This window comes from Arthrobacter sp. TMS2-4, assembly GCF_054511075.1.
This window is the reverse complement of record NZ_JBTNDI010000001.1, coordinates 165,324-184,739: the sequence shown is the minus strand read 5'-3', so window position 1 is coordinate 184,739 and position 19,416 is coordinate 165,324. Positions and strand designations below refer to the sequence as shown.

At 68.6% G+C, this 19,416-nt stretch carries 21 protein-coding genes; 15 read left to right on the top strand and 6 right to left on the bottom strand.

Annotated features, from left to right (window positions below; translation table 11 throughout):
* Positions 1-6: 6 nt before the first annotated feature.
* The gene (locus ACX80F_RS00935; RefSeq protein WP_459334506.1) at positions 7-300 is read right to left on the bottom strand and encodes a DUF503 domain-containing protein; all 294 of its coding nucleotides are present in this window, start codon (positions 298-300) and stop codon (positions 7-9) included.
* Positions 301-332: 32 nt separating this feature from the next.
* Positions 333-1,349, bottom strand: a complete 1,017-nt coding sequence (locus tag ACX80F_RS00930; RefSeq protein ID WP_459334505.1) for a LacI family DNA-binding transcriptional regulator — start codon at positions 1,347-1,349, stop codon at positions 333-335.
* A 259-nt stretch (positions 1,350-1,608) separates the two neighbouring features.
* Here ACX80F_RS00930 and ACX80F_RS00925 point away from each other — a divergent pair, with 259 nt between their 5' ends.
* The 3 genes from ACX80F_RS00925 (at position 1,609) to ACX80F_RS00915 (ending at position 3,232) form a co-directional block, all read left to right on the top strand.
* Positions 1,609-1,944: a hypothetical protein gene (locus ACX80F_RS00925; protein ID WP_459334504.1), complete on the top strand. Its 336-nt coding sequence runs from the start codon at positions 1,609-1,611 to the stop codon at positions 1,942-1,944.
* Positions 1,945-1,951: 7 nt separating this feature from the next.
* A complete protein-coding gene (ybaK, locus tag ACX80F_RS00920; protein WP_459334503.1) occupies positions 1,952-2,461 on the top strand; it encodes a Cys-tRNA(Pro) deacylase in 510 nt (169 codons plus the stop codon).
* A gap of 129 nt (positions 2,462-2,590) precedes the next feature.
* Positions 2,591-3,232: a GNAT family N-acetyltransferase gene (locus ACX80F_RS00915; protein WP_459334502.1), complete on the top strand. Its 642-nt coding sequence runs from the start codon at positions 2,591-2,593 to the stop codon at positions 3,230-3,232.
* Here the strand turns inward: ACX80F_RS00915 and ACX80F_RS00910 are convergent.
* Both ACX80F_RS00910 and ACX80F_RS00905 read right to left on the bottom strand, forming a co-directional pair.
* Entirely contained in the window at positions 3,133-3,969 is an 837-nt protein-coding gene (locus ACX80F_RS00910) for a PhzF family phenazine biosynthesis protein (protein ID WP_459334501.1), read from the bottom strand. The two genes, ACX80F_RS00915 and ACX80F_RS00910, sit on opposite strands and share 100 nt — an antisense overlap.
* 29 nt (positions 3,970-3,998) lie before the next feature.
* Positions 3,999-5,453, bottom strand: a complete 1,455-nt coding sequence (locus ACX80F_RS00905; protein ID WP_459334500.1) for an APC family permease — start codon at positions 5,451-5,453, stop codon at positions 3,999-4,001.
* 317 nt (positions 5,454-5,770) lie between these two features.
* On the opposite strand from ACX80F_RS00905, the gene ACX80F_RS00900 reads away from it, so the two are divergent.
* The 5 genes from ACX80F_RS00900 to ACX80F_RS00880 all read left to right on the top strand — a co-directional run bounded on the left by ACX80F_RS00900 (position 5,771) and on the right by ACX80F_RS00880 (position 13,101).
* Positions 5,771-7,834 (top strand): beta-galactosidase, encoded by a 2,064-nt coding sequence (locus tag ACX80F_RS00900; RefSeq protein ID WP_459334499.1) that lies wholly within the window; start codon positions 5,771-5,773, stop codon positions 7,832-7,834.
* Positions 7,821-8,750: a carbohydrate ABC transporter permease gene (locus ACX80F_RS00895; RefSeq protein ID WP_459334498.1), complete on the top strand. Its 930-nt coding sequence runs from the start codon at positions 7,821-7,823 to the stop codon at positions 8,748-8,750. The genes ACX80F_RS00900 and ACX80F_RS00895 overlap by 14 nt, the downstream gene beginning before the upstream one ends.
* A gap of 95 nt (positions 8,751-8,845) precedes the next feature.
* Complete coding sequence (locus tag ACX80F_RS00890) at positions 8,846-9,679, top strand: carbohydrate ABC transporter permease (protein ID WP_459334937.1); 834 nt, start codon at positions 8,846-8,848, stop codon at positions 9,677-9,679.
* 85 nt (positions 9,680-9,764) lie between these two features.
* Positions 9,765-11,099 carry an ABC transporter substrate-binding protein gene (locus tag ACX80F_RS00885; protein WP_459334497.1) on the top strand — a complete coding sequence of 445 codons (1,335 nt, stop codon included), beginning with the start codon at positions 9,765-9,767 and terminating at the stop codon, positions 11,097-11,099.
* Positions 11,100-11,202: 103 nt separating this feature from the next.
* Positions 11,203-13,101, top strand: coding sequence for an amylosucrase (locus ACX80F_RS00880; RefSeq protein ID WP_459334496.1), 1,899 nt, complete (start codon positions 11,203-11,205; stop codon positions 13,099-13,101).
* A gap of 22 nt (positions 13,102-13,123) precedes the next feature.
* On the opposite strand, the gene ACX80F_RS00875 is transcribed toward ACX80F_RS00880, so the two are convergent.
* The gene (locus ACX80F_RS00875) at positions 13,124-13,942 is read right to left on the bottom strand and encodes a shikimate 5-dehydrogenase (RefSeq protein WP_459334495.1); all 819 of its coding nucleotides are present in this window, start codon (positions 13,940-13,942) and stop codon (positions 13,124-13,126) included.
* A 152-nt stretch (positions 13,943-14,094) separates the two neighbouring features.
* Here ACX80F_RS00875 and ACX80F_RS00870 point away from each other — a divergent pair, with 152 nt between their 5' ends.
* The gene (locus ACX80F_RS00870) at positions 14,095-15,234 is read left to right on the top strand and encodes a glutamate--cysteine ligase (protein WP_459334494.1); all 1,140 of its coding nucleotides are present in this window, start codon (positions 14,095-14,097) and stop codon (positions 15,232-15,234) included.
* Positions 15,235-15,262: 28 nt separating this feature from the next.
* On the opposite strand, the gene ACX80F_RS00865 is transcribed toward ACX80F_RS00870, so the two are convergent.
* Positions 15,263-15,826: a dihydrofolate reductase family protein gene (locus tag ACX80F_RS00865; RefSeq protein WP_459334493.1), complete on the bottom strand. Its 564-nt coding sequence runs from the start codon at positions 15,824-15,826 to the stop codon at positions 15,263-15,265.
* Between the two features lie 162 nt (positions 15,827-15,988).
* Between ACX80F_RS00865 and ACX80F_RS00860 the strand changes: the two genes are divergently transcribed.
* From ACX80F_RS00860 to ACX80F_RS00835, 6 genes are all read left to right on the top strand, one after another.
* Positions 15,989-16,510, top strand: a complete 522-nt coding sequence (locus tag ACX80F_RS00860) for a DUF1697 domain-containing protein (RefSeq protein WP_459334492.1) — start codon at positions 15,989-15,991, stop codon at positions 16,508-16,510.
* A gap of 57 nt (positions 16,511-16,567) precedes the next feature.
* Positions 16,568-17,011: a GNAT family N-acetyltransferase gene (locus ACX80F_RS00855; protein WP_459334491.1), complete on the top strand. Its 444-nt coding sequence runs from the start codon at positions 16,568-16,570 to the stop codon at positions 17,009-17,011.
* Between the two features lie 130 nt (positions 17,012-17,141).
* The gene (locus tag ACX80F_RS00850; RefSeq protein WP_459334490.1) at positions 17,142-18,113 is read left to right on the top strand and encodes an NAD-dependent epimerase/dehydratase family protein; all 972 of its coding nucleotides are present in this window, start codon (positions 17,142-17,144) and stop codon (positions 18,111-18,113) included.
* Between the two features lie 306 nt (positions 18,114-18,419).
* Positions 18,420-18,917, top strand: coding sequence for a DUF2975 domain-containing protein (locus tag ACX80F_RS00845; RefSeq protein WP_459334489.1), 498 nt, complete (start codon positions 18,420-18,422; stop codon positions 18,915-18,917).
* Entirely contained in the window at positions 18,917-19,186 is a 270-nt protein-coding gene (locus ACX80F_RS00840; protein WP_459334488.1) for a helix-turn-helix domain-containing protein, read from the top strand. Before ACX80F_RS00845 ends, ACX80F_RS00840 begins: the two co-directional genes overlap by 1 nt.
* A gap of 25 nt (positions 19,187-19,211) precedes the next feature.
* A complete protein-coding gene (locus tag ACX80F_RS00835) occupies positions 19,212-19,379 on the top strand; it encodes a hypothetical protein (protein ID WP_459334487.1) in 168 nt (55 codons plus the stop codon).
* Positions 19,380-19,416 lie beyond the last annotated feature (37 nt).

The window sequence follows — 19,416 nt, the reverse complement described above, 5'->3', positions numbered from 1 at the left end:
GGACACTCAGTCCTCGCTGCTGAGGAGCCGCCGTCGGGCGCTGAGGAGCTCGACCTCCGGCCTCGCCGCGACGTACCGCTCCACACGGTCCAGGACGTCCACGACGTGTTGCCGGTCTGCGCCGACCAGGCCCACCCCGACGACGGCCCGGCGGTGCAGGTCCTGGTGATCCACCTCGGCGACGGACAGCTCGAATTTCCGCCGGAGATCGGCCACGAGCGGACGGACCACCGAGCGCTTGCCCTTCAGCGAGTGCACGTCGCCGAGCAGGACGTCGAACTCGATGAACCCGATCCACATGAGCGTCCTCCTCGCAGAATGCCCCCGGGGGCCTAGGCCGAATCGCGCCATACGACGGTCGTGTCGAGCACCTGGATGGCGCTCGGCAGCCCCCGGATCTGGGCCAGGACCAGTTCCGCCGCCGTTTTGCCCAGCAGGTCGGCGGGCTGCCGGACCGTGGACAGCTGGGGCCTGGTCCGCACGGCCCAGCTGCTGTCGTCGAAGCCGACGATCCCGACGTCGCCGGGAACCTTCCGCCCCGATTCCTGGAGCGCGGTCATGGCACCGGCGGCGACGGCGTCGGAGGCCGCGAAGACGCCGTCGATCCTGGGCGAGCGGCGCAGCAGTTCCTGCATGCCCTCGAGCCCTGCGGCGTAGGTGTAGAGCGGGTACTCGACCACCAGCGCGGGGTCGAACCGGTCTCCCAGCGCTTCACGGAAGCCGGCGAAGCGGTCCTGGCCGGAATCGCGGTCCATGGCGCAGGCGATCATGCCGATCGTCCGGCGTCCGGTCTCCAGGAGGCGTCGCGTGATCGCGCGGGCCGCGGCGACATTGTCGATCGCCACGTACGGGAGGTCCGGGGTGCCGGGCGGGTGGCCCACGAAGGCGGCCGGGACGCCGATGTCGCGCACCGCGGAGGCGATGGGGTCGGAGGCCCTGGCAGAGACGATGACCGCGCCGTCCACGAGGCCTCCGCGGAGGTAGTCGGCGACCCTGCGGCTGTCCCGGTCGGAGTCGATGATGAGTGAGACGAGCTGGTAGTCCGCCCGGGAGAGCACGGCGTTGGCCCCGAGGAGGATGGAGCCGATGTTGGGGTCCTCGAACAGGAGCGAGTGCGGCTCGTGGATGATCAGGGCGATCGCCCGCGATTCCTGCGTGACGAGGTTCCTGGCCGCGGAGTTGCGGACGTAGCCCACCCGCGCGATGGCCTCCTCGACGGCGATGCGGGCTTCATCGGACACGTACCGCTCACCGTTGACGACGCGGGACACGGTTCCCCGGGAGAGCCCTGCCGCGCTGGCGACGTCGTTGATGGTCGCCCGGCGGGAACGGGTGCGGATCGTGGGCATACGTGTACTGTAGCCGAGCCTCCGCAGGCCTCTTCCGCGCCACCGACGTACTGTTTCGGGCGCGGGCGACGTACTCTGGAGGGAGCGGTCTAGAAGAAGGCGGCTGTTTCTCCGGCTCTTCTTCTGGGTACCTCGGCGGCTTCGCCGGGTACCCGCAGGAGAGCACCATCCCCGATAGGGGCGTGAAGCCATGAACGACTCCAAAAATCTTCTTCCAGCTACTCCAGCGGACGGATCACTGATCCGCAGTCCGCGTCATGTGCCGACATCGCAGCACATCGACCACTTCCTCCAGGCCACCAGTACCGTCACGCTCGACGGAGCGCTGGTCTCCCTCGACGAACTCGAGGGCCTCTACGTCTACTGGTGCTCCCTCAACCACCAGGACCCCTCCGCGACACTCGACGTGCTCGCAGCCCTCGAACGACAGGGCGTGGAGCGGGTCACGCGTGACGGCGTCGACTACGTCGAAGGGCTCGTCCTGACCGGCGGCCTCGTGACCGATTTCATCCTCTCGTGCGACTTCGCGGGCACCTGGGGTGTTCCCTCGGCTCACGAGCTGGCGACGGCGTACGAAGCCGCGGCGGCGTCCTGACCGGGCGATGACACGCGGCAGTGACGGCAGGAGGACGACGGGACCACGCGGTACGCCCGCCCTCGCCGCCCTCACGGCTGCGGACGTCCCCTTCGCGGCGCGCCCGTACAGCCATGAGGCGGGCGCCTCCTCCTACGGGCTCGAGGCCGCCACGGCCCTCGGCGTTGCGCCGGAGCGCGTCTTCAAGACCCTGATGACGAGCGTCGACGGGACCCTCGTGGCCGCCGTCGTCCCCGTGAGCGGTCCACTCGACCTCAAGGCCCTGGCCTCGGCGCTCGGCCGGCGGAAGGCGGCGATGGCCGATCCCGGCGCCGCCGAACGGCGGACGGGCTACGTCCTGGGCGGGATCTCCCCCATCGGCCAGCGGCAGGCATCCCCCGTCGTCGTCGACCGGTCCGCGCTCGACCACGCGACCGTGTTCGTGTCCGGTGGCCGGCGGGGCCTCGACATCGAGCTGGCCCCTGCGGACCTGATCGCTGTCACGCGTGCCCTCGTCGCGCCGATCGCGGGACCGTGATGCCTCTCCACGGATCCGGGCCGGCGCGTACCGTCTCCGACGGCGGGGCGATCTGCTCCAGCCAGGACAACCCGACCTCCGCCTGGCCGCGTCTCGGCCAACGGCCATGACCTCGCCCGAGGGTGCCCCATGACCGGGACGGTGGGTCCGCCGCTTCCGGACTGGCCGGAGGTCGAGCCGGCCTTCGGCGCCGTGACCCTGCGGCGGGTCGAGGACAGGGACGCGGGCATGGTCCGCGACCTGGCCACCGATCCCTACGTGCCCCTCATCGGCACGCTCCCGTTCCAGGCCGGCCGCGAGGAGGCCCTCGACTACATCATCCGCCAGCGCGGGCGACACCCCGAGGGAGCCGGCTTCTCCTTCGCGATCGCGGACGCCCGCACGGATCAGGCACTGGGCGTCATCGGCCTGTGGCTGCGCGACTACCCCCTGGGGCGGGGCCAGGCCGGGTACGCGGTCGCCCCCGGCGCGCGCGGCCGCGGGACGGCCAGCGATGCCCTGCGTGCGCTGGTCCTGTTCGCGTGGACCCTACCGGGTCTCCACCGCGTGGAACTGCACATCGAGCCGTGGAACGCCGCGTCCATCGGCGTCGCCCGCCGGGCCGGCTTCAGCTACGAAGGGCTCCTCGGCAGCTACCTCGAGATCGGCGGCGAGCGGCGCGACCTCGCGTCCTACGCGGTGATCCGCACCGCACCGCCGGAGACCGTGACGCGCCCGATCTCGGGGATTCCCACCGTGATCAGCGACGGGCGGCCGACGTCGGCGCCCTGATGCACGGTGAGGGTCACCGGGGGGACCACCTCGCCGAGGGCCCGCAGGTAGGCACCGAGGGACCCCGCCGCCGAACCGGTCGCAGGGTCCTCGCGCACTCCGCCCGGCGGGAAGGGGTTGCGGGCCTCGAAGACTTCCCGGGCGCGCCGGTGCACGACGGCGACCGTCGCAACCCAGCCCTGGTCGGCCATGAGGGCTCTGAGTCCGTCGTAGTCGTAGTCGAGGGCGCGGAGGACTCCGGCATCGCGCACGGGCACGATCGGGTGGATGTTGCCGGCGAAGGACAGCATCACGGGCAGGTCTGCTGACAGGTCGTCCTCGGTGAGCCGGAGGTGGCGCAGCAGGTCCGCCCGGCAGCCGGCGTCGATCGCGCCCACCCACGGTTCCACCGTCTCGAGGGACGCGACGAGGCGGTCGTCCACGCGATCCGTCGTGACCGCGAGGACCCCCACCGGCGTCGAGAGGGCAAGCGCCCCGGGTCCCTCGCGTTCGGCGAGCACGACGCCCGTGGCGATCGTCGCGTGGCCGCAGAAGGGGATCTCCGCTTCGGGGGCGAAGTAGCGGACCGTCGCGCTGCCGGGACGACGGTGGGAGAGGAAGGCACTCTCCGCGTACCCGAGGTCGGCGGCGATGGCCTGCATCTCTTCGGGTGTCAGCCCGTCCGCGTCGAGCACGACTCCGGCGGGGTTACCGCCGTCGGGCCGATCGGTGAAGGCTGCGTAGCGGAGGATCTCCATGCGTCGATGCTAGCCCTGCTCCTCGTTGTTCACCCGTCGATCGTCGTCAGGTCCCCCGTGGGGGTGTTGGTCCTCCGATTGACTAGCCAGGTGACGAGCCACAGCACGACGCCGATCGCCATGAGGCCCCCGGCGATCTGATACTGGATGACGTCGCGTCCCACCCACGGCCCGGCGAGGAAGAGGCACAGGACCCCGGCCACCGCGGGAAGCGGCCCCGGTGAGGTGAAGAACACCTTCCGGTTGACGTCCCGCTTGCGGCGCAGCACCAGGCACGCGAGGTTCACCACGGCGAAGACGCACAGGAGCAGGAACGCGGTGGTCCCGGAGAGGTTGGCGACGACGTTGCTGTCCGGGTCGCTGGTCACGTAGAGGATCAGGCCGAGCGCCAGGACCGTCGAGAAGGCGATGCCGGCCCAGGGCGTGCAGCGCACCGGGAGCACCTTGCCCAGCGGGCGGGGCAGGACCCCCTGCCGGGCCATCCCGTAGATGAGGCGGCTGGCCATCAGCATGTTGATCAGGGCGGTGTTCGCGACGGCGAAGACGGCGAGGAAGGGGAAGATCTGGTCGATGGGGAAGTCGGGTGAGCCCTTGCGCACCACCTCGAGCAGCGCCGCACCCTCGGCCTCCCGGATGCCCTCCAGCTCGGTGGGGCTCAGCACGGTGACCACCGAGACGGCCACCAGCATGTAGAAGATGACCGCGATGCCGAGGCCGGTCAGCATGGTCCGCGGGAAGATGCGTTCCGGGTTCTGCGTCTCCTCGACCATGTTGACGGAGTCCTCGAAGCCCACCATCGCGAAGAAGGCGATGGAGGTGGCCGCCGTGACGGCCAGGAAGAGGCCCTTGTCCTGGTAATCGGTGAACACGAAGACCTGGCCCACGTTGCCGGTGCCCTGCGCCATGACGTAGAAGCCCACGCCGATCACGATGCACAGCGCGGCGACCTCGATGAGCGTCAGCACCACGTTGAACTTGACGCTCTCGCCGACGCCCCGCAGGTTGATCAGCGCGAGCAGGAGCATGAAGCCGAGCGCGACGGCGGTGAGCATCCCCTGCCCCGGCATGTCCATCCAGCCGTTGACCTCGAGGCCGCCGAAGAAGTTCTGCGCCAGCACGTTGGCGGACGTTGCGGCGCTGGTGATGCCGGAGCAGACGACGGCGAAGGCCACCAGGAAGGTGACGAAGTGGATGCCGAACGCCTTGTGCGTGTACAGCGCGGCCCCTGCCGCCTGGGGATACTGCGTGACGAGTTCGAGGTAGGAGAACGCTGTCATGGTCGCGACGATGAAGGCGAGCAGGAACGGGAGCCACACCAGCCCTCCGACCGTCCCGGCCATCGTCCCGGTGACGGCGTACACCCCCGCGCCCAAAATGTCCCCCACGATGAACAGGAGGAGCAGCTTCGGCCCGAGGACCCGCTTGAGTTCGGGCTCCTTCGTGGTGGCGGATGCGTCTGATGCATGGTCTGCAGAAGTACTCATGGACGGCCTCCCCGTTGTGTCCCACCTCACTGTGGTACTGATCACCCCCCTTAGCAATAGGTGATGCGTGACTCCCGTGGATCGCAGGACGTGGTGCCCTGTGGAACACGCCGTCGTTCTCGGCCCTGCCGCATCCAGGTGCGCCTCGCGCCGAACATGCGCCGTTGACACCCGATGTGACCTGAATTACTCTGGGAACGTTCACAGATTCTCGACGGAGTGCCCGACCCGCGAATGTGGGAGCGTTCACAGAACGTGCCCGCACCTCTCCTGCGGCAGCCGCCCGAGAATCGGCACCGCAGCACCGAGGAGCAGGTTTGGCACACACCACCACCGTCGCAGGACTGTCCGGCGACGGGCGGCTCGTCTACGGATGTGATTACAACCCCGAGCAGTGGGACCCGTCCGTCTGGGTGGAGGACGTCCGCCTGATGAAAGAGGCCGGCGTCAATCTCGTGGCCGTCAACATCTTCGGCTGGGCGGAACTGCAGCCCGAGCCGGGGGTCTTCCGCTTCGAGAACCTCGACGCCGTCATGGACCTCCTCGCCGAGAACGGCATCGGGGTGAACCTGGGCACCGGGACGTCGTCGACCCCGGCCTGGCTCACCACAGCCCACCCGGAACTCCTCCCCCGCGCCGCCGACGGCACGGCCCGCTGGCCGGGCGGCCGGCAGGCGTTCTGCCCCAGCTCTCCCATCTACCGCGAACACGCCCTCGTCCTGGTGGGGCAGGTCGCCGCCCGCTACGGCAGCCATCCGGCGCTGCGCCTGTGGCACGTCTCGAACGAGCTCGGCTGCCACAACTCCCTGTGCTACTGCGACGTCTCGGCCGAGGCGTTCCGGGGGTGGCTGCGGGCGCGCTATCAGACGCTCGACGCCCTCAACGCCGCCTGGGGCACCGCGTTCTGGAGCCAGCGGTATTCCGGGTGGCAGCAGATCCTGCCCCCGAGGGCCACGCTCTCCGCGACCAACCCGACGCAGACGCTCGACTTCAACCGCTTCAGCTCCGACGAACTCCTCGCGCACTACGCGGCGGAGGAGGCCGTCCTGCGGGCCAACAGCGCTGCCCCCGTCACCACGAACTTCATGGTCGCGGCGCACATCCGCAACCAGGACTACTGGACCTGGGCGCCCTCGATGGACGTCATCGCCAACGACCATTATCTGGACCACCGCCTGGACGCCCCACTGGCCGAACTCGCCTTCACCGCCGACACCACCCGCGGGCTGGCGCAGGGCCGGCCGTGGCTGCTCATGGAGCACTCGACCGGCGCCGTGAACTGGCAGCCCCGCAACATCGCCAAGGGCCCGGGCGAGATGATCCGCAACTCGCTCACCCACCTCGCCCGCGGCGCGGACGGGCTGTGCTTCTTCCAGTGGCGCGCATCGCTGCAGGGCAGCGAGAAATTCCACTCCGCGATGGTGCCCCATGCCGGGACGGACTCGCAGGTCTGGCGCGACGTCGTCGAACTCGGATCCTCCCTCGTGAAGCTGCGGGAACTCGCCGGCACGACCGTGCACGCGGACGTCGCGCTGGTGTTCAGCTGGGAGGCCTGGTGGGCCCACGACCAGGAGTCGCACCCGTCCGGTGACGTCCGCTACATCGAGCAGGTGCACGCCGCCTACAAGGCCCTGTGGGACGCCGGCATCACGGTCGACGTCGTGGCGCCCGGCGCGGACCTCTCCGCCTACCGCCTCGTGGTGGTCCCGAATCTCTACCTGATCCGCGACGACCACGCCGCCGTCATCAGCGACTTCGTGGCCGGCGGCGGATCCGCCGTCGTCACCTTCTTCAGCGGCATCGTGGACGAGAACGAGAGGGTCCGCCCCGGCGGTTATCCCGGAGCGTTCCGGGACATGCTCGGCCTCCGGTCCGAGGAGTTCTTCCCGCTCGACCCGGCGCATCCGCTCACCCTCGACAACGGCTCCCCCGCATCGCTCTGGTCCGAGGCAGTCCGCCTCACCACCGCCGAAGCCATGCTGAGCTTCGCGACCGGCCACCACGCCGGCAGCCCCGCCGTCACCCGCAACCGCTTCGGCGCGGGTACCGCCTGGTACGTCGGCACGGTGCTCGACGGCGGCGTCCTCCGGGACCTGCTGCTGCGCGCCGCCGCCGCCGCCGATGTGCCCGTCCCCGACGTGCAGACCGGCCTCGAGACGGTCACCCGCTGCGGCAACGGTCACGAGTACCTCTTCCTCATCAACCACGGCACCGAGGACCGCAAGCACCGGGTCAGCGGACTGGAACTGCTGACCGCGGAGGCCGTCGCCGACGCCGTCGTCGTTCCCGCGGGCGCAGTACGCGTTGTCCGCACTACCCCAGCAACCCCCACCGACGGCTCCGCCCAGGGCCGAAAGGACGCAGGAAATGACCGTCACTAGCACTCCGGCCGGGTCCCCGAAGGCGCCCCCGGCCGCGCGGAAGAGCCGCTCGTCGGGGGCCCAGCGCCGCGCCGTGGCCATCTTCATCGCCCCGTTCGCGCTGCTCTTCCTCGCCTTCTACGCCATCCCGATCGTCTACGCGATCATCCAGTCGCTGCTCACCGTCGAGCGGCAGGGTACCTTCGGGGCGCCCCAGCAGGTCTTCGGCGGCTTCGTGCAGTACCAGCAGGTCTTCCAGGACACCGCCTTCTGGGAGTCGGTGGGCCGCGTGCTGCTGTTCGGTGCCGTACAGGTACCGGTCATGCTCGGCCTCGCCCTGCTGTTCGCGCTGCTCCTCGACTCGCCGCTGCTCAAGGGGAAAAAGTTCTTCCGTCTGGCATTCTTCGCGCCCTACGCCGTCCCCGGCGTCATCGCGGCCATCATGTGGGGCTTCCTGTACTCGCCCTCGCTCTCGCCGTTCGGCCCCGTGACCTCGAGCATCGACTTCCTGGGCGCCGAGCTCGTGCTGTGGGCCATCGCGAACATCGTGACGTGGGTCTACGTGGGCTACAACATGCTGATCATCTACGCATCCCTCCTGGCGATCCCCCACGAGATCTACGAGGCGGCACGGCTCGACGGCGCCAGCAACGTCCAGATCGCCTGGCGCATCAAGATCCCCCTGGTGGTCCCCGCGATCATCCTCACCGGAGTCTTCTCGATCATCGGCACGCTCCAGCTGCTGGCAGAACCACAGACCCTGCGCAGCTTCAGCTCGGCGATCAGCAGCACCTACACCCCGAACCTCGCGGTCTACACCACGGCGTCCGTCCCCAACTACAACCTGGCGGCCGCCTTCTCGGTGGTCCTCGCGCTCGCCACGTTCATCCTCTCCTTCGTCTTCCTGAAGGCCACCCAGCGGAAGGTATCCCAGTGATGGCGACCCCAGCCACAGCCTCCAAGCGGCCGCGCGGCGGACGCTCGACGGCCGGCGACACCGAGAACCGCGGACGCGGACCCCGGCAGAGCGTCATGTCCCGCAGCGCCGCGATGCTCATCATGGGCGTCTTCACCCTCTACTTCCTGACCCCCATCTGGTGGCTGCTCATCACCTCGACGAAGACCAGCGGGGAGATCACCTCCACGGCCCCGCTGTGGTTCACGGCGAACTCGCCCGGCACGTTCTTCACCAATATCGGTCGACTCTTCACCTACGGGGACGGCCTCTTCGGCCGGTGGCTGCTGAACTCCGCGCTCTACGCCGGCGTCGGCGCCCTCATCGGGACGATCGTCGCGGCCATGTGCGGCTACGCCCTCGCGAAGTACGAGTTCCGGGGCCGGGAGTCGATCTTCAACGTCGTCCTCAGCGGTGTGCTCGTTCCCGCCACCGCCCTGGCACTGCCCCTGTTCCTCCTCTTCAGCCAGGTGGAGCTCACCAACACCATGCTGGCGGTCTTCCTGCCGAGCCTCGTCAGCCCCTTCGGCGTGTACCTGGCGCGGATCTATGCTGCAGCGAGTGTTCCCACCGAGCTGCTGGAGGCCGCGCGCCTCGACGGCTCCGGGGAGGTGCGGACATTCTTCAGCCTGTCCTCGCGCCTGATGGCGCCGGCTCTCGTGACCATCTTCCTGTTCCAGTTCGTCACCATCTGGAACAACTTCTTCCTGCCGCTGATCATGCTGCGCGACCAGGCGCTCTTCCCCGTGACCCTGGGACTGTACGCCTGGAACAGCCAGATCAGCCAGATCCCCGAGCTGAGGTCCCTCGTGATCGTCGGGGCACTCGTCTCGATCGTCCCGCTGATCATCGCCTTCCTCGCCCTCCAGCGGTTCTGGAGCAGCGGGCTCGGCGCCGGCAGCGTCAAGTGAATCCCCTGATCTTCCCGACCAGCACCACAGGTGCGGGGGCATCCGCCCCCATGCCGCACTGCTCAATCAACCGATAGGAAAGACAATGCGCGCGCATTACGGAAAAGTCACCGCGGCCTTTGCCATGATCTCTGCGCTGGCTCTCTCCGGCTGTTCAGCCGGCGGGGACAGCTCTGAAGCGGGTGGCGAAGCGGCCCCCTGCGAGGCCTCCGATGGGCCCGTGACACTGCAGTTCACCACCTGGGTTCCCGGGATGAACGAGGTCGTCGAGCTGTGGAACGCTGACAACCCTGACATCCAGGTCGAGGTGCAGACCGGGCCCAACGGCAACTCGGGCACGTACCAGAACTTCTTCAACCAGATCCAGGCCGGCAACGCGCCGGACCTCGGCCAGATCGAATACGACGCCCTGCCGAACTTCCGGGTGCAGGACGGCCTGGAGAACATCGCCGAGTGCGAGGGCATCGAAGAGGCGGAGGACCAGTTCGTCGACTGGACCTGGGGGCAGGTGACCTTCGGCGAGGAAGGCTCCGTCTACGCCGTTCCCCAGGACAGCGGACCCATGGCCATGTACTACCGCGCGGACCTCTTCGAGCAGGCCGGCATCGAGGTACCCACCACCTGGGAGGAGTACGCCGCCGCGGCCGAGCAGATCAAGGCCGAGGGTGCGTACATCACCAACTTCCCGAAGACCGACGTCAACTGGTTCGCCGGCATGGTCTGGCAGAACGGCGGCCAGTGGTTCTCGAACGACGGCGAGAGCTGGGACGTGAACCTGACCGGTGAGGAATCCGAGGAAGTAGCCACCTACTGGCAGGACCTGCTGTCCGAGGACCTCGTCTCCACATTGCCGTCCTTCTCGGACGAGTGGAACGCATCCTTCAACGAGGGACAGCAGTGGACCTGGGTCTCCGCGGTCTGGGGAGCCACCACCCTGTCCGACGGCGCACCCGACACGGCCGGCAAGTGGGCCGTCGCCCCCATGCCGCAGTGGGAAGCCGACACCCAGAGCGCCGGCAACTGGGGCGGCTCGTCCACCGCGGTCCTGAAGGGCACCGACCACCCGGCCGAGGCAGCGCAGTTCGCGCTCTGGCTGAACACCGATCCCGAAGCCCTCGCCCTCGCCAACGAACTCGGCGGCCTGTACCCGGCAGCGAAGTCCGCAGCCGACCTCGAGGCCTTCTCGGGCGGCGTCGAGTTCTACGGTGGACAGAAGATCTACGACGTCTTTGCCGAGGCATCCTCGAATGTGGATCCCGACTTCACCTGGGGCCCCACCATGACGCAAACCTACACGGACGTCTCCGACGGGTTCGGTGCAGCCATCGGCGGCTCCGGCACCCTGATGGACGCTCTCGAAAACGGGCAGCAGGCGACGATCGACGCGCTGAAGGCGCAGTCCATCCCCGTGTCGGAGTAATCCTCCAGCACACCCCGCTGTCCTCCGAAGCGCCGCGTCCCGTCAGGGGCGCGGCGCTTCGTGTGCAAGGCGGCCCCGGAGCCCGCTCGAATAGGCTTGCGGGATGAGTTCCGCACATGCTCTCTCCCACGACCGCATCCGGGCCGAGCTGTCCTCGGCCCGCCGCCCGACGACGTCGGACGCCGACTGGCAGTCCTTCCAGGCCCGCTTCGACACGGAGTTCCCGCGCCTGCAGTCGCTGTTCCACCGCATCTACGGGCCCGGAGCGGACGGCGAACTGCTGCAGGTGGCGCTCGACGCCGCCGCGTCCTGGCAGGACCGCCCTGCGGATCTCAAGGCCCTCGACGCCTCGCGTGCCATGGCGCCGGACTGGTTCTCCTCCCACCGGATGCTCGGCGGCGTCTGCTACGTGGACCTCTACGCCGGGGACCTCGCCGGCCTCCGGGCGCGGATCCCCTACTTCCGCGAGCTCGGCCTCACCTACCTGCACCTCATGCCGTTCTTCCGCGCCCCCGAGGAGAACTCCGACGGCGGCTACGCGGTCTCGAGCTACCGCGACGTGGACCCGTCGCTCGGGACCATGGAGGAGCTCGCCGACCTCGCCCGGGAGCTGAGGGAGGACGGGATCGCCCTCGTCGTCGACTTCATCTTCAACCACACCTCCGACGAGCACGAGTGGGCGCGCAGGGCCGCCGCCGGTGATCCCGAGTACGCGGACTTCTACCTGATCTACCCCGACCGGCAGATGCCGGACGCCTACGAGCGGACCGTCCGGGAGATCTTCCCCGACGACCACCCCGGCTCCTTCGTGCCGCTGGAGGATGGCCGGTGGGTGTGGGCCACGTTCCACTCCTTCCAGTGGGACCTCAACTACCGCAACCCGCGTGTGTTCAGGGCCATGGCCGGCGAGATGCTCTACCTCGCCAATCAGGGGGTCGACATCATCCGGATGGACGCCGTCGCCTTCATCTGGAAGCAGCTCGGCACCACCTGCGAGAGCCTGCCCGAGGCACACCTGCTGCTGCAGGCCTTCAACGCGGTGTGCCGCCTCGCCGCACCCTCCCTGCTGTTCAAGTCGGAGGCGATCGTGCACCCGGACGAGGTGGTGCAGTACATCGACCGCGGCGAATGCCAGCTCAGCTACAACCCGCTGCAGATGGCGCTCATCTGGAACTCGCTGGCCACCCGGGAGGTCGCCCTGCTCGCCCAGGCCCTCGAGCACCGGCACGGCATCCCGGAGGGCACGGCCTGGGTCAACTACGTCCGCAGCCACGACGACATCGGCTGGACCTTCTCCGACGAGGATGCCGCCGAGCTCGGCATCAACGGCCACGACCACCGGCGGTTCCTCAACGCCTTCTACGTCGACCGCTTCCCGGACAGCTTCGCGCGCGGCGTCCCGTTCCAGGACAACCCCCGCACCGGGGACTGCCGGATCTCCGGCACCACGGCGTCCCTCGCGGGGCTGGAGGCGCACGACGGCGCCGCCGTCGCGCGGATCCTCCTCGCCCACTCGATCATCCTCAGCACGGGCGGCATCCCGCTGCTGTACCTCGGCGACGAGGTGGGCCAGCTCAACGACCACTCGTACGCGGCTGATCCCGCGAAGGCCGAGGACAGCCGCTGGGTGGGCCGGCCCGGATACCCCGCGGACCGCTACGCTGCGCGGACGGACCCGACGACGGACCCCGGAGCGATCTTCGCCGGACTCACCCGCCTCATCGGGGCGCGGCGGCAGACACCGGAGTTCGCCGGCGGACGCCTTCTCCCGTTCCACACGAACAACGCGCACGTCCTCGGCTACCAGCGGCCCGGCCTGCTCGACGGCGAGGAGTCCACCGTCGTCGTGTTCGCGAACTTCGCGGAGTCCCCGCAGGACGTCGACGCCCGGACGCTCTCGGGCCTGCCGGACAGCGCTGTGGACCTCATCAGCGGCGAGTCGGAGCTGCTGCGGCCGGGCATCACCCTCGAGCCGCACGGGGTCCGGTGGTACCGGGTCTGACGTCCGGACCGCCCGAGAACCCTCAGGCCTGGCGGCGTGAGAACTCGCCTGCGGCCCGGACCTGCTCCGGCGTCGGCCGGATTCCCGTGTAGAGGACGAACTGCTCCTCGGCCTGCAGGGCGACGACCTCCGCTCCCGTGATCACGGGTGTCCCCGCTGCGCGGGCGGCGAGGATCAGCGGCGTCTCCGACGGGGAGGCGACGACGTCGAACACCACCTGTGCGGCGTCGAGCGCCGCCCGCGGGAAGGCGAGGGCACCGGCGTCGGGGCCGGTCATGCCCAGCGGGGTCACGTTCAACAGCAGATCCGCCGTCGACTCCCCCACCTCCTGCTGCCAGTCGAAACCGTAGAGGTCGGCGAGTGCCCGGCCGGTGCGCTCGTTGCGGGCCACGACCGCCACCCGCGTGAAACCCGAGTCCCGCAGGGCGGCGACGACGGCCTTCGCCATGCCGCCGGACCCCCGGACGAGGACCGAGTGCGTGACCGGCACGGCATGCTCGCGCAGGAGCCGCTCGATCGCGAGGTAGTCGGTGTTGTAGGCGGTGAGGACGCCGTCGTCGTTCACGATGGTGTTCACGGAGTCGATGGCCCTGGCCGAGGGATCGAGGTGGTCCACGAGGGCGATGACGTCCTCCTTGAACGGCATCGAGACGGCGCACCCGCGGATGCCGAGGCCGCGCAGGCCCGCGATGGCCGACGGCAGATCGCTGGTGGTGAACGCCTTGTAGATGTAGTTGAGCCCCAGCTCCTCGTAGAGGTAATTGTGGAAGCGCGTGCCGATGTTGCTGGGCCGCGCAGCCAGGGAGATGCAGAGGGTCATGTCTTTGTTCAGGATGGGCACCCACCCATCATCCCAGCACCGCCCTGTCGGACCGCCGTGAACCGCCGCACGTCGGCCGTGCACCAGGCACTAATATTGGGACGAGTCTCTCCCGCGACGGCGCGTTGCCGAGGCACCCTGTCACCCTCCCGCACCGCCCCAGGAGCAAGCCCTTGAAAATCGACTTCGCGCAGTCAGCCCAGTCCACGCTCGGCGTCGAGTGGGAACTGGCGCTCGTGGACCGCTACAACGGGGAACTCGTCTCCGTGGCGGGCGAGGTGCTGCGTGGGGTCAGCGCGAACCACCCCGAACTGCAGGACGACGACGAGCACCCCCACATCAAGCAGGAGTTGCTCCTCAACACGGTGGAGCTCGTGACCGGCGTCTGCACGTCGGTCGGTGAGGCCACGGCGGATCTGGCGCGCTCCCTCGCCGCCGTCCGCGAGGTCACGGATCCCATGGGCGTCGAACTCTTCTGTGCCGGGTCACATCCTTTCAGCGCGCCGAAGGCACAGCAGGTCACGGACCGGGAGCGGTACGCGAAGCTGATCGACCGCACACAGTGGTGGGGCCGCCAGATGGTCATCTACGGTGTGCACGTGCATGTGGGGCTCGATTCCCGGGACAAGGCGCTGCCGGTGGTGGACGGCCTGACCAACTACTTCCCGCACTTCCAGGCGCTCTCGGCGTCGTCGCCGTTCTGGGGCGGCGAGGACACCGGCTACGCCTCCCAGCGGTCCCTCATGTTCCAGCAGCTGCCCACGGCGGGCCTGCCGTTCCACTTCGACGACTGGGCGGGCTACGAGTCCTACGTCCAGGACATGTTCACCACCGGGGTGATCGACTCCGTCAGCGAGATCCGGTGGGACATCCGGCCTGTCGGGAACCTCGGCACGGTGGAGATGCGGGTCTGCGACGGCCTCTCAACCCTGCAGGACGTCGGGGCAGTTGCCGCCCTCACCCAGTGCCTCGTGCAGGAGTTCTCCGACACCCTCGACGACGGCGGGACCATTCCCACCATGCAGCCGTGGCACATCCAGGAGAACAAGTGGCGGGCGGCCCGCTACGGTCTGGACGCCATCATCATCCTCGACGCCGCGGGCAACGAGAGGCTCGTCACCGAGCATCTCGTCGACGTCCTGAACCGGCTCGAGCCGATCGCCGCGAAGCTCGGTTGCAGCAGCGAACTCGCGGACGTCGAGACCATCCTCCGGCGCGGTGCCGGGTACCAGCGCCAGCGCAAGGTCGCGGCGGAGAACGGCGGCGATCTCCGCGCGGTCGTCCTCGACATGGTGCAGCAGCTGCGCGAATAGGACGCCACGACGGCGCTCCCGCAGTCGGTCAGCGCCTGGTCTCGTACCTGGTCAGGAGCAGGCCGTCGGGAAACGCCCGGGTCTCCACCAGGTTCAGATTCACCCAGGTGTCCAGGGCGGTGAAGAACGGTGTGCCTCCGCCCACCAGGACCGGGTGGGTGACGAGCACGTACTCGTCGATCAGCCCGGCGCGCATGGCAGACGCGGCGAGGGTGGCACCGCAGATGTCCATGGGACCGCCGTCGCCTGCCTTGAGCCGGGCGATCTCAGCGACTGCGCTCCCCGTGAACAGTCGGGCGTTCCAGTCGACCGCGGTGGTCCTCGAGGAGAACACGACCTTCGGCATGTCCCGCCAGCGGCGGGCATACTCGACATGCGCCGGGGTGACGTCCGGCTGCCGGTCGGCCGTCGGCCAGTGCGAGCTCATCGTCTCCCACAGTCCGCGCCCGTACAGCGCCAGATCCGTTGCCCCGACCCGGTCGGACCACCACTGGAACAGTTCGTCGCCGGGTACGCTCCAGCCGAGGTCACCACCCGGCGCCGCGACATAGCCGTCCAGGCTGAGGTTCATGGCGAAGGTCAGTGTCCGCATGGCGCCAGTCTCCCGCAGGTCGGTCCCCGGCGTAAGAGCCGCACGGCACGAGAACTCAGCGACCGGACCACGCCGGGGGCCGGCTGACCACCACATCGGGCGGATGCCGGACCCGACTGTCCGTCGCCAGGCCTCCCGAACCTGGGTGGCTATGCTGTCGCCATGTCGAGATCGGTTGCTTTGATCCGAGGCGTGGGAGGGCCGACTGCCCTGCGGATGGCCGACCTGCGCTCAGCACTGGAAGATGCTGGCCTTACAGGGGTGACGACCTTGCAGGTCGCGGGCAATGTCGTGTTCGATCATGACGACCGACCTGCGCCGGCCTTTGCAGCGCTCGTCAGGCGGACCGTCCACCAGAACTTCGGTCACGACCTGCCCGTCATCATCCGCTCGCATGACCAACTCGTCGACGCCGAGCGGCGCAACCCGTTCGTCGGAACACAGGAGGGTCGGTTGGTGATGTCCATATTCCTCGAGGAGATGCCGCGCCCTCGCGGCGCTCTCGACCCCTCATTCGGCACACCCGACCTGTTCGTCGTCGACCGCACGGAGGTGTTCGTGCGCTACGCCGGCGCTGTCGCGGGCTCGAGACTCTCCTCGGCCCGGTTCGAAAAGATACTCGGTGTCGTCGGCACCGCACGGAATGCCACCACCGTCGCGAAACTTGTGGAGCTCAGCGCCTGACCGCAGGACGTGCGCCCTTCGCCTGACACGCCGGCCTGAGCGTGGGACCATGCTGCAATGAGCGAGCTCGACATCAGGCGCCTGGTCCAGGGAGACGTCACTGAGGCGACGGCCCTGTTCGAGATGATGGCCCACGTCTTCGAGGAGGGCTACGAACCACTCGGTGCGGACTACGTTGATGACCTTCTCGGTCGAGAAGGCTTCTGGGCGCTCGCGGCATTCATCGGCCCGCAGATCGTTGCAGGGCTCACGGCTCATACCCTGCCGATGACGCGCTCGCCGTCGTCGGAATTGTTCATCTACGATCTTGCCGTGCTGCCGGCCCACCAGAGGCGCGGCATCGCGAGTCGGCTCATCGCTGCACTACGTACTTCGGCCGCGGCGGAAGGCATCAGCGAGATCTTCGTTCCGGCCGACGACGAGGACGGGCACGCCCTAAAGTTCTACCGGTCACTGGGGGCCGCCGCTTCGCCCGTCACGGTGTTCACGTTCACGAATTGAGACGTCAGAGGTGCAGTGCCGCGGCGCCGAGGTGCTGCGCTCCTGCCCGTGGAAGGTGGCACGTGAAGGACATGGTCCGCTGACCGGTGAAGTGATTGAAATTGCCTGATACTCCCGGTTGACTGGCAGGATGCGTCATGTCCTGGTGCTCGGGGGAACCGCGTGGCTCGGATCCGCCATCACCCGCCGGCTCGTGCTGAACGGCGACACGGTGACGTGCCTGGCGCGGGGTGAGTCCGGCCGCGCGCCCTCCGGTGTGGTGTTCGTGCGGGCCGACCGGAGAGCTGCGGACGGATACCGGGCCGTGTCGAATAGGTCGTGGGACGAGGTGGTGGAGCTCTCCTACGAACCGGCACTGGTGCGGGGCGCCCTTGATGCGCTTGCGGACCGGGCCCAGCACTGGACGCTGGTGTCGTCCGTGTCGGTGTATGCCTCGGACACGGTTGCCGACGCGGATGAATCCGCGACCCTGCTGGCACCGGTGGATCCGGCGGACTACGGGCAGGCGAAGGTGGCCGCGGAACGGGCCTCACAGGAAGCGCTGCGTGACCGCCTCCTGATCGTGCGGCCCGGGTTGATCGCCGGGCCCGGCGATGGAAGCGACAGGTTCAGTTACTGGGCGGGGCGATTCGCGCTCGCCGGTAGCGGGCCGGTGCTGTCCCCGATACCCGGGGACCGTGCGGTGCAGGTGATCGACGTCGAGGATCTTGCAGCGTTCATCACGGAGGCCGGCGCTGCGGATGTCACCGGCGTCGTCAACGCCGTCGGCAACCAGCATGCTCTCGCCGACGTTCTCTCGATGGCCGCGGACGCTGCCGGATTCACCGGTGACATCGTGACGGCGTCCGATGAATGGCTGGTCGAGCACGACGTCCGGTTCTGGGCCGGCCCCCGATCGCTCCCCCTGTGGCTGCCGAGGGACGCTGTCGGGTTCGCTCGACGGGACAACACCGCATTCCACGCCTCGGGCGGGCGGTTGAAGGATCTGCGCCGGACCATCCGACGCACTCTCGAGGCCGAACGGAACCTGGGACTTGGCCGCGAACGAAGGTCCGGCTTGAGCCGCACCGAGGAGCTGGAACTGCTCGACCAGCTTCCGTGACGGTCAGACCGGGATCTGCACCCTTCGGGCGAGGTGTATCCGGTCACTGCGGAGAACCGCCAGGACGGCATGTCGACCCACGCCACCACCGACACCGCATCGGCGACGCTCCCGTCCAGCAGGCGCAGACGCCGGACGGGCATGGCGTTCGTGAGCGGACCCAGGCCGACGTCGCAGTCGATGGCGCCTCGCAGACCATCCGCATCGGTGGCGGCGCGGCCTCATGCTGCTTCACTCGATCGTGAGTCTTGTGATCTATATCGAATAGCGATAGATTAGTATCATTATTCGGACAGAGGGGAAGTCATGGGAAGACTGACAGTAGCGGCGTTGCGCCTGGTCCTGGCAATGATGTTCGCCGGATCGATCTTCATTCAGGTGGTGGTGCTCTCCTTGCTGACCCGGGACATCAGGGAGGCTGATCCCGACGTTGCGATGATCCTCATCCCCATGGTGACCCTGAGCGTCTCGGCGATCCTCGCGGGTCAGGTCGCGGTGGTCTGTGTCTGGGGGCTGCTGACGATGGTGCGGCGTGGCACAGTGTTCTCGACCGACGCCTTCCGCCTGGTTCATCTGGTGATCGGTGCCTTCGCAGCCGCGTCCCTGTTGACCTTCGGGCTCGGTGTCGCCCTCGCCCCCGGGGAAGCGGTGGCGCCCGGAGTGGTCCTGTTGATCGGCGGGGTCGCGGTCATGCTGGCCGCTGTCGCCCTGATCGTCCTGGTGCTGAAGGCCCTGCTGAAGCAGGCCGTGGCACGCGACGTCGAAGCGCGCAATCTCCGCACCGAACTCGACGAGGTGATCTGATGCCGATCGTCGTACGCATCGACGTGGAGCTCGCCCGACGGAAGATGAGCGTCGGTGAGTTCGCAGACCGCATCGGCCTGACACCGGCGAACGTTGCCGTCCTCAAGAACGGGCGGGCCAAAGCGGTGCGTTTCAGCACACTGGAAGCGATGTGCAGGGTCCTCGACTGCCAGCCGGGCGACCTGCTCGAGTGGGTCGACGAGGTGGACGCGGAAGCCCTCACGCAGCCCGCCTCGCATCGGGCCGCCGGCAGCGAGGATCCGTCATGACACGAGACGTCCCGGGAGGCCGGATATGAAGAGACTGGTACCGATCCTGCTCGTGACGGTCGGGGTGGCCCTCATGGTTCGGCAGATCTCTGCAGACGGTGAACCCGGCGCCATTCCACTGGCCCTGATCGTGCTCGGCCTCGGCGCGCACGTCATGCTGCGCGCGCGACGCCGGCGAGCCGCAGGCCGGTGAGCACCCGTGCTGCTTCCAGAACGAGCCCTTCGCCCCT

Excerpts from the sequence above, each read along its gene's own strand:
- ybaK (WP_459334503.1), top strand. The coding sequence starts at position 1,952 with ATGACACGCGGCAGTGACGGCAGGAGGACGACGGGACCACGCGGTACG.
- ACX80F_RS00915 (WP_459334502.1), top strand. The coding sequence starts at position 2,591 with ATGACCGGGACGGTGGGTCCGCCGCTTCCGGACTGGCCGGAGGTCGAG.
- ACX80F_RS00895 (WP_459334498.1), top strand. The coding sequence starts at position 7,821 with ATGACCGTCACTAGCACTCCGGCCGGGTCCCCGAAGGCGCCCCCGGCC.
- ACX80F_RS00860 (WP_459334492.1), top strand. The coding sequence starts at position 15,989 with ATGTCGAGATCGGTTGCTTTGATCCGAGGCGTGGGAGGGCCGACTGCC.
- ACX80F_RS00865 (WP_459334493.1), bottom strand. The coding sequence starts at position 15,826 with ATGCGGACACTGACCTTCGCCATGAACCTCAGCCTGGACGGCTATGTC.
- ACX80F_RS00905 (WP_459334500.1), bottom strand. The coding sequence starts at position 5,453 with ATGAGTACTTCTGCAGACCATGCATCAGACGCATCCGCCACCACGAAG.
- ACX80F_RS00885 (WP_459334497.1), top strand. The coding sequence starts at position 9,765 with ATGCGCGCGCATTACGGAAAAGTCACCGCGGCCTTTGCCATGATCTCT.
- ACX80F_RS00855 (WP_459334491.1), top strand. The coding sequence starts at position 16,568 with ATGAGCGAGCTCGACATCAGGCGCCTGGTCCAGGGAGACGTCACTGAG.
- ACX80F_RS00835 (WP_459334487.1), top strand. The coding sequence starts at position 19,212 with ATGAAGAGACTGGTACCGATCCTGCTCGTGACGGTCGGGGTGGCCCTC.
- ACX80F_RS00910 (WP_459334501.1), bottom strand. The coding sequence starts at position 3,969 with ATGGAGATCCTCCGCTACGCAGCCTTCACCGATCGGCCCGACGGCGGT.
- ACX80F_RS00890 (WP_459334937.1), top strand. The coding sequence starts at position 8,846 with ATGTCCCGCAGCGCCGCGATGCTCATCATGGGCGTCTTCACCCTCTAC.
- ACX80F_RS00845 (WP_459334489.1), top strand. The coding sequence starts at position 18,420 with ATGGGAAGACTGACAGTAGCGGCGTTGCGCCTGGTCCTGGCAATGATG.
- ACX80F_RS00935 (WP_459334506.1), bottom strand. The coding sequence starts at position 300 with ATGTGGATCGGGTTCATCGAGTTCGACGTCCTGCTCGGCGACGTGCAC.
- ACX80F_RS00880 (WP_459334496.1), top strand. The coding sequence starts at position 11,203 with ATGAGTTCCGCACATGCTCTCTCCCACGACCGCATCCGGGCCGAGCTG.
- ACX80F_RS00850 (WP_459334490.1), top strand. The coding sequence starts at position 17,142 with ATGCGTCATGTCCTGGTGCTCGGGGGAACCGCGTGGCTCGGATCCGCC.
- ACX80F_RS00930 (WP_459334505.1), bottom strand. The coding sequence starts at position 1,349 with ATGCCCACGATCCGCACCCGTTCCCGCCGGGCGACCATCAACGACGTC.
- ACX80F_RS00840 (WP_459334488.1), top strand. The coding sequence starts at position 18,917 with ATGCCGATCGTCGTACGCATCGACGTGGAGCTCGCCCGACGGAAGATG.